This window comes from Proteus sp. LHD240705 (assembly GCF_047921555.1).
Classification (GTDB): Bacteria; Pseudomonadota; Gammaproteobacteria; order Enterobacterales; family Enterobacteriaceae; genus Proteus.
In genome coordinates this window covers 288,981-302,646 of record NZ_JBLRMI010000004.1, presented here as the reverse complement: position 1 = coordinate 302,646, position 13,666 = coordinate 288,981, and the positions used below count along the sequence as shown (strand labels likewise).

General features: G+C 38.9%; 8 protein-coding genes. 6 read left to right on the top strand and 2 right to left on the bottom strand.

Translation table 11 applies throughout. The annotated features are described in order from the left end of the window. Nucleotides 1–9: 9 nt before the first annotated feature. Together ACNART_RS10440 and mltF are read right to left on the bottom strand one after the other, a co-directional pair. Nucleotides 10–558 (bottom strand): fimbrial protein, encoded by a 549-nt coding sequence (locus ACNART_RS10440; RefSeq protein ID WP_109370973.1) that lies wholly within the window; start codon nucleotides 556–558, stop codon nucleotides 10–12. Between the two features lie 731 nt (nucleotides 559–1,289). Beyond that, the gene (gene mltF / locus ACNART_RS10435) at nucleotides 1,290–2,762 is read right to left on the bottom strand and encodes a membrane-bound lytic murein transglycosylase MltF (RefSeq protein ID WP_109370972.1); all 1,473 of its coding nucleotides are present in this window, start codon (nucleotides 2,760–2,762) and stop codon (nucleotides 1,290–1,292) included. A 264-nt stretch (nucleotides 2,763–3,026) separates the two neighbouring features. On the opposite strand from mltF, the gene purL reads away from it, so the two are divergent. The 6 genes from purL (at nucleotide 3,027) to glnB (ending at nucleotide 13,492) form a co-directional block, all read left to right on the top strand. Continuing rightward, complete coding sequence (gene purL / locus ACNART_RS10430) at nucleotides 3,027–6,917, top strand: phosphoribosylformylglycinamidine synthase (protein ID WP_368927692.1); 3,891 nt, start codon at nucleotides 3,027–3,029, stop codon at nucleotides 6,915–6,917. A gap of 690 nt (nucleotides 6,918–7,607) precedes the next feature. Continuing rightward, nucleotides 7,608–9,056, top strand: coding sequence for a sensor histidine kinase (locus tag ACNART_RS10425; RefSeq protein WP_196534119.1), 1,449 nt, complete (start codon nucleotides 7,608–7,610; stop codon nucleotides 9,054–9,056). Further along, nucleotides 9,056–10,099 carry a two-component system QseEF-associated lipoprotein QseG gene (gene qseG, locus ACNART_RS10420; protein WP_368927694.1) on the top strand — a complete coding sequence of 348 codons (1,044 nt, stop codon included), beginning with the start codon at nucleotides 9,056–9,058 and terminating at the stop codon, nucleotides 10,097–10,099. Before ACNART_RS10425 ends, qseG begins: the two co-directional genes overlap by 1 nt. A gap of 11 nt (nucleotides 10,100–10,110) precedes the next feature. Then, a complete protein-coding gene (glrR, locus tag ACNART_RS10415) occupies nucleotides 10,111–11,448 on the top strand; it encodes a two-component system response regulator GlrR (RefSeq protein ID WP_023581612.1) in 1,338 nt (445 codons plus the stop codon). 73 nt (nucleotides 11,449–11,521) lie between these two features. Next, nucleotides 11,522–13,138 (top strand): NAD+ synthase, encoded by a 1,617-nt coding sequence (locus ACNART_RS10410; RefSeq protein WP_368927696.1) that lies wholly within the window; start codon nucleotides 11,522–11,524, stop codon nucleotides 13,136–13,138. A gap of 15 nt (nucleotides 13,139–13,153) precedes the next feature. Next, nucleotides 13,154–13,492 (top strand): nitrogen regulatory protein P-II, encoded by a 339-nt coding sequence (gene glnB, locus ACNART_RS10405; RefSeq protein WP_006533462.1) that lies wholly within the window; start codon nucleotides 13,154–13,156, stop codon nucleotides 13,490–13,492. Nucleotides 13,493–13,666 lie beyond the last annotated feature (174 nt).

Here is a 13,666-nt window from a genome sequence, read left to right as displayed (position 1 = left end):
ATAAAACGATTACTGATAATCAACTTGGAAGTTGATTACGGCTTGGAATTCACCTGGAGTTACAGTTGCGTCTGCTGATTCAGCTTGAACGTAAGCAACGAATGGGATCTTAGAAACACCATTAACTAATTGTACTGGTGTTGTTGCTGTGTTCCATTTTACTGATTTGCTGCCAGCATCCATTAAGCCGATACCTGCACCAGAAGCTGAGCCAGATACGAAAGATGCTAAGTCTTTATTTGTTGCATTAACAACACTTGGTGTATAGCTAACAGTAGCTGTTTTTGCTACGGTAGTATCACAGTCTTGTAATTCGATATCTTTTTTAACGTTACCTGCTTTCTGCATATTTGCTAATGCAGAAGTTGGGATTTCACTGAAATCAACAATAACAGGACTTGAAGAAGCTGCTAATCCACAAGCTGAATTAACAATTTCACCTTTTAATTGAATTTCGCCTTTAGTTGCGCCAACTTTTGGTGCAGAAGTTTCAGCAGTTGCAACAGAATTAATACCAAATACTAAAGCAGCAGCTAAAGCAATTTTACTCAGTTTCATTATAGATAATCCCTTGAAGATCGTGCGTATTATTATTTATAGAAAAATAATATTAGTGTCGGAATATAAAAATTGATTTGCATTATATTTCGAGTTGTTTCGAATAATGACTGGTTTATATGATATCAACAAAGGCATTCTATTTGATATAACATTTTGTTGATTTACTCAATTTTCATATTTAATCTTGCCTATTCCATATTAATAGAGTTTTATGTAGGTTTATTCTTTTTATTACTCAATTTATGGGTGAAAAAGTTTATCAGGCAGATAAATTTAATAGACAATGCAATTAACATTATTTTAACTTTACAAAAAGTAATGTTATTAACATTAGGTTAGAAAAATTAATAAAATCAATTATAGATTATCGCAATATATATAATTCAATAAGTTAGATGTTAATAATGACACCTTTAGGTTAATTTTTATCGTGAAAAAAGTTTCTCCAAAAATAACAATCATAAAATGACTAATTGGATCATTTTAAACACAGTTTACTCATTGGGTGAGTGTTTTGGCTAATGAGTGTTACATTTTTTAACACATGAATTTTCCCTATTTTGGGTAAAAAATGGCATGACAAAATGTAACAATTTTTAATATTAAGAAAATATTAATTTAGGGATTGCTTTAATTGGTTGGAGTGATTTTTGAATAGTAGAAATGAAATAAATAAGCCTCTATAAAAGAGGCTATGTTGTTTAATAGGCTGTTTTTAAGTACAAAAATTATTGATAAGCCATATCTTGAGTCAATGATAATGATGAGCTTTCTTGCTCTTCATCGTTATCATTCTCTTTATCTTTAGATAATATTTTATTTTTGCTCTCTTTGGCTTGAAGGTAACCGACAAGGCTAAGTTGATATCGTCGAATGTTTTCAACGTAGCGATAAGCCTCATGGCCTCTGGCATAGCCATAAGGGAGGTCTGCATAATATTTCTTTTGGCTAAGTAGAGGTAATCTTGATTTTACATCTAGCCAACTATCAGGATCGGCATTTTGTTGCTCCGTAAGCCTTCTGGCATCAAGCATATGACCAAATCCCATATTATATGCTGCCAATGCAAACCAAATTTTTTCATCTTCTGGAATAGAATCTGGTAAGCGCGAAAGGAGATGCTTAAGATATTGTGCTCCTCCTCGAACACTCTCTTCGGGATCAAGCCTGTCAGTAACGCCCATACTTGATGCAGTAGGGCGAGTTAACATCATCAATCCTCTAACTCCAGTTGGTGATGTAGCATGAGGGTCCCAATGTGATTCTTGCCATGCCATAGCTGCCAATAACCGCCAATCGAAAGTATCTGCATACTTTTCAAAAAGAGGTTGATAGTTTGGCAAAATAGAATCTATCGCCGTAATAAAAGAGATAGTATCGAAGTAATCAAATGTACCTACATGGCCAAAATATTTTTCTTCAAGTCTTGCTAACACATCTTCTTGAGATAATTGATTAAAGTAATCGAGCATCGCTGCATATAAGCTATTATCTTCACCATCTGGCAAATACCACGTTAGTGGACGGCTTTCAGTGACTTCAAACCCTACGGCAACATTAGGATGAATGCGTTGTTGTACTGCAACACTGATGGAATCTGCTAAAACATAGGTTATTTTACCTTCTGATAATGCTTCTAGCAGTTGCGAGGTCGTCTGATTATCTGATTCTTCCCATTCAAGCTCGGGGTATTGCGTCTCTTTTAATGTTCGCAATAAACTTGCATGAGCTGAGCCAGCAGTGACAACAAGCCGCCCATCTAACGAATCAAAACTACGTGGTCTTAATGTCCCTTTACGGTAAATCAGCTGTTGAGAAACTGAAAAATAAGCAGGGCCACTGCGTGTCGTATCTAATCTCTCTTTATTATAAAGTAATCCGGCGGCGATAAAGTCAGCTTTATTATTCTCCAGATCATCAAACATTTGGTTGATATTTGTCCGCATATTAACGACAAGTTTCACGCCTAGGTAATCTGCAAAGCGTTTCACTAATTCATAATCGAAACCTACGGGGTCCTTTTTATCGTTCATCGTTATCAATGGTGAAGGTATCGTACTAATTCTTAACTCACCACGAGATAAAATCTTATTTATCTGCGCTTTTTGCCTATCTGGCCATGTAATATTCAACGCGATAATAGCCGCTGAAAAGAGCGCTATGATAACGATAACGAAATAGTTTATCCTTATATTATTCAATAGGTTGGTTCTCGTTAACGTTGTTTATTGTTGTGTGTAAAATCGTCATTTTAACATGGATAAATTTCCAGTAATCGAGCATTTTGCTTAACATATTGGCAAGACGCAACTTGATTACACCAATTAATCATTAAAACACTCTAAGTTAAATGCCGTTATTTTGTTCACGCAAACGGTTTCGTCTGAACGGTTATTCTATTATACTAGGCGCGTTTCCCCTGAATGATTGGTCAGGTTAGCTGCTAAAAGAGAGAACTCAATACTATGGAAATCCTGCGTGGCTCCCCCGCTTTATCCGCGTTTCGTATTAATAAATTACTCACTCTATGTCAGGAAAATGATCTTCCTGTACAAGGTATATACGCGGAATTTGTCCATTTCGCGAAAGTGGAAGGGCAGTTATCTGAAGATGATCAAACTAAATTACGTCAACTACTGCATTATGGACCTTCATTAACAGAACATGAGCCTGTTGGGGAAATGCGAGTTGTTACACCTCGCCCGGGAACAATTTCACCTTGGTCTTCTAAAGCGACAGATATTGCACATAACTGTGGTTTAGCCAAGGTTGTCCGAATTGAACGTGGTATCGCCTACTTTATTGAGTGCGATACGATGACAGACAATCAGTGGCAACAGCTTTATGGTTTTATTCATGATCGAATGATGGAAACCATCTTCTTAAATTATCAAGATGTAAATGCACTTTTTGCCGAGCAAACGCCAGCACCACTAAAAACGATTGATGTGCTTGCAAAAGGCAAAGATGCACTAGTAAAAGCGAATATCGAAATGGGATTAGCGCTGGCAGACGATGAAGTTGATTACTTAGTCGATGCTTTTAGCCGCTTACAGCGTAATCCAACAGATGTTGAGCTTTATATGTTTGCACAAGCTAACTCTGAACACTGTCGCCACAAAATATTTAATGCTGATTGGATAATTGATGGTAAAGCTCAAGATAAATCATTATTTAAAATGATTAAAAATACGTTTGAGCAAACGCCTGATTATGTCATGTCAGCTTATAAAGATAATGCGGCAGTAATGGAAGGCTCTGTGGCGGGGCGTTTTTATCCTGATACAGAAAAAGGGCATTATCACTATCATCAAGAGCCCGTACATATCTTGATGAAAGTAGAAACACATAACCACCCAACAGCAATTTCACCTTGGCCAGGGGCTGCAACGGGTTCAGGCGGTGAAATTCGAGATGAAGGCGCAACGGGGCGTGGTGCAAAACCTAAAGCTGGTCTAGTTGGATTTTCGGTTTCTAACTTACGTATTCCGGGATTTGAACAGCCTTGGGAAGAAGATTTTGGCAAACCAGAGCGTATTGTTAATGCATTAGACATTATGACTGAAGGTCCACTAGGTGGTGCGGCATTTAATAATGAATTCGGTCGTCCGGCATTATTAGGTTATTTCAGAACCTATGAAGAACAAGTAAATAGCCACAATGGTGTTGAAATTCGCGGTTACCATAAACCCATCATGTTAGCTGGGGGTATCGGTAATATTCGTGAAGATCACGTACAAAAAGGCGAAATCACTGTTGGCGCTAAGTTAATTGTACTTGGTGGACCCTCTATGAACATCGGTCTTGGTGGTGGTGCCGCTTCTTCTATGACATCAGGTCAATCAGATGCTGATTTAGATTTCGCCTCTGTTCAGCGTGATAACCCAGAAATGGAACGCCGTTGCCAAGAAGTTATCGACCGTTGTTGGCAATTAGGTGACGATAACCCGATCTTATTTATTCATGATGTTGGTGCTGGTGGTCTTTCTAATGCAATGCCTGAATTAGTTAATGATGGCGGTCGTGGTGGTCGTTTTGAATTACGTGATGTTCTTAATGATGAACCGGGTATGAGCCCACTTGAGATCTGGTGTAATGAATCTCAAGAGCGTTATGTATTGGCGGTATCGCCTGAAAAAATGCCTCTTTTTGATGCGTTATGTCAGCGTGAAAGAGCACCTTATGCTGTGATCGGTGAAGCAACGCAAGAGCGTGAATTAGTGCTCAATGATACACACTTTGATAATAAGCCGATTGATATGCCATTAGACATATTATTAGGTAAAGCACCTAAAATGTTGCGTGATGTAAAATCACTTAAAACAGAAGGTGAGTATCTCTCCCGTAAAGATATCGATTTAAAAGATGCCGTCTATCGTGTTCTTCATTTACCAGCCGTTGCTGAAAAAACCTTCTTAATTACCATTGGTGACCGTACTGTAACGGGAATGGTTGCGCGTGATCAAATGGTCGGGCCTTGGCAAATTCCTGTTGCCAATTGTGCCGTTACCACAGCAACATTAGATAGCTATTATGGTGAAGCGATGTCTATTGGTGAACGAGCACCTATCGCACTGTTAGATTTTGCTGCCTCTGCACGTATGGCTGTCGGTGAAGCACTAACAAATATGGCGGGTTGTGATGTAGAAGCACTTAATCGCATTAAGCTTTCGGCTAACTGGATGTCAGCAGCAGGTCATCCGGGTGAAGATGCAGGTTTATATGACGCAGTGAAAGCCATTGGTGAAGAGTTATGTCCAAAGCTAGGTATTACTATTCCTGTGGGCAAAGATTCGATGTCAATGAAGACGCGCTGGCAAGATAAAGATGGGAAAACCAAAGAGGTTACTTCTCCACTATCTTTAGTTATTACAGCATTCTCTCGTGTTGAAGATGTGCGTAAAACAGTGACGCCTGAATTATCAACACAAGCTGGAAACCGCTTGTATTTAATTGATTTGGGTAATGGTCATAATGCATTAGGTGCAACGGCACTAGCGCAAGTTTATCGCCAATTAGGTCAAAAAGCGGCTGATCTTCGAGATGTTGAACAGTTGAAACAGTTCTTCAATGTGATGCAACAATTGGTCAATGAAGGCAAATTGTTGGCCTATCACGATCGCTCTGATGGTGGGTTATTTGTCACTCTTGCAGAAATGGCATTTACAGGCCATTGTGGCTTACACGTTGATATCAGTGCTTATGATGAAGATATTTTAGCTGGACTCTTTAATGAAGAGCTCGGTGGTGTGATCCAAATTCGTGCTGAACATCAAGAAGTTGTCGAAGCATTATTTGCCGAATATGGTTTATCGGATTGTTTACATTATTTAGGTCAAGCAACAGAAAATGATGCCATTATTATCCAAAGCCGTGAAACGGAAGTTTACAACGAAAAACGCAGCACATTGCGTCTTTGGTGGGCAGAAACAACATGGCAAATGCAACGCTTACGTGATAATCCAGAGTGTGCGGATGAAGAGCATCAAGCAAAACAAGATCTCAACGATCCTGGGTTAAATGTGAAGTTAACCTTTGATCCAAATGAAGATATTGCTGCACCTTATATTGCAACAGGGAGTCGCCCTCGTATTGCAGTTTTAAGAGAGCAAGGTGTTAACTCTCATGTTGAAATGGCGGCTGCTTTTGACAGGGCTGGTTTTGATGCTATCGACGTTCATATGAGTGACTTACATTCATCACGACGTTCACTCAGTGATTTTGATGTGCTGGTGGCTTGTGGTGGATTCTCTTACGGTGACGTATTAGGTGCGGGGGAAGGCTGGGCGAAGTCCATCTTATTTAATTCTCGCTTACGCGATGAATTTGCTCAATTCTTTGAACGTCAAGATACCTTATCTCTCGGGGTCTGTAATGGTTGCCAAATGATGTCGACATTATCAGAACTTATTCCAGGTGCAGATTTGTGGCCTCGTTTTGTTCGCAATCGTTCTGAGCGTTTTGAAGCGCGCTTTAGTTTAGTGAAAGTGACAGAAAGCCCATCATTATTACTACAAGGTATGGTGGGTTCACAAATGCCTATCGCAGTTTCTCATGGTGAGGGTTTTGCTGAATTCCGTAATGCTGAGCAACTAGCACAACTAGAAGCACAAAATTTAGTGGGATTACGTTTTGTGGATCACTACGGTAATCCAACAGAACAATATCCATTAAATCCTAATGGCTCTGTAAAAGGGATCACGGCTGTCACTACAAAAGATGGTCGCTCAACCATTATGATGCCTCACCCAGAACGTGTGTTTAGAACAGTCAGTAATTCTTGGCATCCAGATAATTGGGGTGAAGACAGCCCTTGGATGCGTTTATTCCGCAATGCAAGAAAACAATTTGATTAATCAAATGTAATATTATCTTAGAGATAAATACATAAAGCCTCTACATTGTTAGAGGCTTTATTTTATTGATAATAAAAGAATTATTTTTTGTTGTGTAAAAACGGCGACACTTACTAGTTTGCTTGTCTCTTTTTGGCGACATTTAATTTATTGAAATATAAGTAATTATTAAATTTAGGGTAACTCTGTCTGGATATGGAGACAGCTTGGTTGTTTTATAACTAGATAAAAAAGAGTTATAAATAAAATATCAGAGAGGTATTTTTATTTTTTGTTTATTTTCAGTTTGTTAGAGGATTTTTTGAAAAGTTGGCACGCCTTGTGCATTATATAAATCAGTTGCTCATTCAACTTTTTATGTCGGTCCACAATATGGGTGGGAACATACCACATAAGCCAGGAATGACGCCAGAGTAAGGTGCCTACCGTCCAACATCATGATACTCGTCTTCGGACCTTATCAAACACAGGGCGACACGTGGAGTGAGGCACCACCTTCATTCTCTTTTAGAGAAAAAAGAGATGAAATATTGACGAGCGGAATATCTCAATAAGATATTCCGCTCTCCCACTTCTAGAGCCTGTCGCATTTCCTCGTTTGTGTTTGTTCTCTTACCTAATTTTCCCAATGTCGGACTTTTTTCTTGTTATCAAGTCATGTAGCATCGCATTACTCTAATAGGTGTTGAGATGATTTCATTGAAAAAGTGGCGTGTTTTCCCCCGTTCTTTAAGACAGCTCGTGATAATGGCATTTTGGATGGTGCTATTACCTTTACTTGTGCTTGCTTATCAGGCTTATCAAAGTCTCGATCAATTAAGTAATCAGGCTGCTATTACCAATAAAAATGCACTCGCAGATACTGAACGCAGTGAAGTAATGCGAAATCTTGCGATTGAAATGGAAGGAAACTATCGTCGGTATTGTGTTTTAAGAGATAAAACTGATGATGATATGTATCAGCAACGCTACCAGCAATACACCAAACTCTTCTCAACATTACAGCAAACCATTATTCCTCTTTCGGCATCTAAAGAAGCCGATGTACTTAATACCTCACTTGAAAAACTAAAATCGATTCAATGTGAAAGCAGTGAACCCACAAAAGAGATGCAACAAGCTTTAGAGCAATTCTCTTATGCCAATAACCGTATCGTTGTATTAACTAAAGAGATTATTTTTAGCCGTGGTGAACAACTTCAAATGGCAATCGCTGAGAAAGGGCGCTATTTTGGTTGGCAAAGTCTTATCGTTTTTGTTTTCAGTTTGATCCTCATTGCGCTATTTACTCGAATGATTATTGGCCCTGTTAAAGGGATTGAGAAGATGATCAATCGATTAGGTGAAGGTCGAACACTGAGTAATAATCTAGATACTTTTCAAGGGCCGCGAGAACTTCGTTCATTAGCACAACGTATTATTTGGTTAAGTGAGCGTTTAGCATGGCTTGAGTCACAACGACATGAATTTTTGCGTCATATTTCTCATGAGTTAAAAACACCGTTAGCGAGTATGCGAGAAGGTACGGAATTATTAGCTGATGAAGTTGCGGGTCCTTTAACTCTTGATCAAAAAGAAGTCGTTTCAATTCTCGATAATAGCAGTAAGCAGTTACAGTTATTAATTGAACAACTACTTGATTACAATCGAAAACTTTCTGAAGTTCCTCAACAAATCGAAGAAATTAACTTGACTGATTTAGTAAATGATGTGGTATTAGCCCACAGTTTACCCGCGAGAGCAAAAGATATTAAAACGATAATTTCACTTAATCTAACCACATGTCGAGCAGAAGCGACGTTATTATCGCGAGTTATCGACAATCTCTACTCGAATGCGGTGCACTATGGTGCTGAATCAGGTAATATCTGGATCTCTAGTTATCAAGTTGAACAGAAAATAGTTATTGATATAGCCAATAAAGGAACACCTATTCCTGAATCTGAACAAAAAATGATTTTTGAACCCTTTTTCCAAGGATCTTTGCTACGCAAAGGGGCTGTCAAAGGAAGTGGTTTAGGTTTAAGTATTGCTCATGACTGTATCAAAAGAATGGAAGGTGAACTAAGTGTTGTTCCTTCTGACTATGCCGATGTCTGTTTTCGTATTGAATTACCGCTACTTTCTGAGATTAAATAATGCAAATCAGGTCACAAAAACAAGCATCTCCTCATCATGAGTATAAAAAAATAAATAAGAAGATGCTTGGTATTGAATTGTTATCTATGGCCCCTGCATCAACTAGAAAAATTGCATTAAATTGGAAGCAGTGTTTCTTGTTTATTATGTTTCCACTGGTTCTTTCAGGGTGTACACCAAAGTCGCTCACTGAGACACAAGAGCCTGAGCCAGAAATCCCCGTTGTTAAGCAAAAAACGATTGATTATCGTTGGGCTGAATGTAAAACATTAAGCTCATTTTATGATGAAGGCATCAATAACGCGCTTTATTGGTTACGTGCCATTGAATGTACAAACCGCATAATGACGACCGAAGCACAACGCCAAGCCAGCAGTGTTGTCGTCACTGGTTGGGATGATGCATTTTATAAAAGTATTCTATTAGAGCGTGCTGGAATGACGATTGCCGATCGTCGAACACAATTAGTATTATTAGAAAGCTATCAATTACAATTTCCAAGTTCTATGCGAGTTCTATTATCAACATGGATTGAGAACCAAACGCTTATTCTCTCTTTAGCAGAAGAAAAGAGTCGTTATCGCCGTTTAATCACAGATACAGATAATAGAATTGATGCACTAAGAAAAGAGAATAATGCGTTACAGCATGAACTGAGTCTCACCCTGAAAAAGCTTGAAAGTCTTACCCAAATTGAACGGCAGTTATCGAATAGAAAACAGAGTGGCTCTGTTGATTCGCTATCGCAAAATGAAGATTTAGCTGAGAGCGTAACGGAAACAGAAAAAGTGAATGCAGAGAAACCTGCTGCTGAAAAACCAGCCGTTGAAAAAACGAATGAAAAACCCGTTTCGACGCAATCGATAACAGAGAAGTCAAAAGGTGAGGAAAAACAACCGCCTGCAATAGTGGTTAAACCAGAGCCTTCCAAACCAGAATCTACAAAAACCGAATCTACGAAAACTGAGGCGGTAAAACCAGAACCTGTCAAAACAGATACTGACACACAAGGCTCAAAACCGACTGAAGCAGGTTCTAAATAAGGAGAATGTGCATGGCTGGCCATAAATCAGCAAATCTTTTACTTGTCGATGACGATCCTGGGTTATTAAAGTTACTTGGTATGCGATTAACAAGTGAGGGTTTTCATATCTTCACCGCTGAAAGTGGACAAGAAGCACTAAAACTTCTCTTAAAAGAAAAAATAGACCTTGTTATTAGTGATCTCCGAATGGATGAAATGGATGGTATGGCGCTGTTTGCTGAAATACAACGTCAGCAGCCGGGCATGCCCGTTATCATTCTTACGGCTCATGGCTCTATTCCTGATGCAGTGGCCGCAACACAGCAAGGCGTATTTAGCTTTTTAACCAAACCCGTTGATAGAGACGCACTTTATAAAGCGATTGATGAAGCACTTGAGCTTGTGACTATTGTTTCAGATGAAGAGTGGTCAAAAGATATCGTGACACGTAGCCCGCAAATGCTACGTTTATTAGAGCAAGCAAAGCTAGTCGCCCAATCTGATGTCAGTGTACTTATCAATGGCCAAAGTGGTACGGGTAAAGAAGTCCTTGCTCAAGCTATCCATCGCGCAAGCCCTAGAGCGAAAAAACCTTTTATTGCCATTAACTGTGGTGCTTTACCTGAGCAACTTCTAGAGTCTGAATTATTTGGCCATGCGAAAGGCGCTTTTACAGGCGCGGTGAGTAGCCGTGAAGGTCTATTTCAGGCAGCTGAAGGCGGCACATTATTTTTAGATGAAATTGGCGATATGCCAATGGCATTGCAAGTTAAGTTATTACGTGTTTTACAAGAGCGAAAAGTTCGCCCATTAGGCAGTAATCGCGATATTGATATTGATGTACGAATTCTTTCTGCAACGCATCGTGATTTACCTAAAGCGATGGAACGTAATGAATTTCGAGAAGATCTGTTCTATCGTTTAAATGTGGTTAACTTACGTATTCCGACATTAAGTGAGAGAGCAGAAGATATTCCTATTCTTGCTAATCACTTATTGAGAGAGTCTGCTAAACGCCATAAACCTTTTGTTCGAAGTTTTTCAACCGATGCGATGAAATGCTTAATGACAGCAAGTTGGCCGGGTAATGTGCGTCAATTGGTTAACGTTATTGAGCAATGTGTTGCGTTAACAACAGCACCTGTGATCAGTGAAGCGCTTGTAACACAGGCATTACAAGGTGAAAATACGGCACTGCCCACATTTGCAGAAGCGAGAGGGCATTTTGAAATGACCTATTTGAGAAAGCTTTTGCAAATGACAAAAGGCAATGTGACCCAAGCCGCACGTATGGCTGGGCGCAATCGAACTGAGTTTTATAAATTGTTATCTCGTCATGAGCTAGATGCGAATGATTTTAAAGAATAACCTTTTCAGATAACGAATATATTTTTAAACTAACTTTCCTTTTATGCGGAAGATAGCGGAGAGACTAATTTTTATGAGTCGTAAACTAAAACTCACCATGGCTCAACTTAATTGGGTTGTTGGCGATATTGAAGGTAACTGCGAACGCATGTTATCTACCGTAAAAGCACAAGAAGATACCGATTTGGTCATGTTTTCTGAGTTGGCTTTATGCGGTTACTCTCCTGAAGATCTGCTATTTCGTCCTGATTTCCAACAGCGTTGTGAAACACAACTTACGCGTTTAGAACAAGCAAGTAAAAAAACGGCGATTGTTGTTGGGCATCCTTGGTGGCAAAACGGCAAAATTTACAACGCACTTTCATTTTTCTATAAAGGTGAATTACAAGCGCGTTATTTCAAACAGCAATTGCCTAATTATGGTGTGTTTGATGAAAAGCGTTATTTCCAACAAGGAAATGAGCGCTGTGTGGTGCCATTTAAAGGTTACCACTTAGGCTTGTTAATTTGTGAAGATATCTGGATCAATGAACCTATCGATGCATTAAAACAAGCGGGTGCTGATCTTGTTCTATCTATTAATGCATCACCTTATAACCGTGAAAAACCTCATGTTCGTACACAGCTAATTAAAGAACATTGCCAAAGAACACATCTTCCCGTGATTTATCTTAACCAAATTGGTGGCCAAGATGAGTTGGTATTTGATGGTTGTTCAAAAGTATTTGATGAACGCGGTACTATTACGCATCGTCTAGCTGCATTTGATGAACAAACCACTATCGTTGAGTTCGATGAATTAAATATTATTCCGATGGCAGATCCTGCTCCGGAACTTTCGCCTTTAGCGCAAGTTTATCAAGCGTTAGTGCTTGCAACGCGTGATTATGTAATTAAAAACGGCTTTAAAGGGGCAATTCTAGGGTTATCTGGTGGTATTGACTCTGGACTAACAGTTGCTATCGCAGTTGATGCCTTAGGCAAAGAGAGTGTTCAGGCTGTTATGATGCCATTTCGTTATACTTCAGAAATGAGCATTCATGACGCAAAAGAACAGGCTGATTTATTAGGTGTTGAGTTTGATACGGTTTCTATTGAACCTATGTTTGATGCTTTTATGGCTCAGCTTGCGCCTATGTTTAAAGATACTGCCGCAGATACCACAGAAGAAAATCTACAAGCACGTTGCCGCGCTGTTATTTTGATGGCAATGTCGAATAAACGCCGTCGTTTAGTGTTAACCACAAGCAATAAAAGTGAATCAGCAGTGGGGTATTCCACATTGTATGGCGATATGGCGGGTGGTTTTGATGTACTAAAAGATGTACCTAAAACATTAGTTTTCGAGCTTTCTAAATATCGTAATACACTTTCACCTGCTATTCCTCAGCGTGTTATTGATAGACCACCATCAGCAGAACTTGCACCGGGGCAAACAGACCAAGATAATTTACCTCCTTATGACATTCTGGATGCTATTCTTGAAGGTTATGTTGAGCAAGATAAATCTGTATTTGATTTAGTTGCAGCAGGATTTGATGAAGCGACAGTCCGTAAAGTGATAAAATTAGTCGATATTAATGAATACAAGCGACGTCAAGCCCCTGTAGGGCCACGTATTACAAGTCGTAATTTTGGTAAAGATCGCAGATACCCAATTACAAGCGGTTTTGGTCGCCACAACTGGTAATAGCAGGATAATACGATGAAAAAAATTGAAGCGATAATTAAGCCGTTTAAATTAGATGATGTAAGAGAAGCGCTCGGCGAAGTGGGTATCACGGGAATGACTGTAACAGAAGTGAAAGGCTTTGGTCGCCAAAAAGGGCATACTGAGCTTTACCGCGGTGCTGAATACATGGTCGATTTTTTACCTAAAGTGAAGATTGAAATTGTTGTCTCTGATGAAATTGTTGAAACCTGTGTAGATACAATTATGACAACGGCACAAACAGGTAAAATTGGTGATGGTAAGATTTTTGTCTTTGATGTGAATCGCGTTATTCGTATTCGTACTGGCGAACAAGACGAAGAGGCTATTTAGTTATTAATTAATTTAAGCCAAATAATTATATTTTTCATTTTTATTAAAGCCCGATATTTTTTAATCAAGATATCGGGCTTTTTCTTTTTTTGCGCATAATTAATTTTTTAATGTTTTGCCTATAATGCTATTTATATCTTATACAAGTCTATTGATGATACTGAGCAATTTATT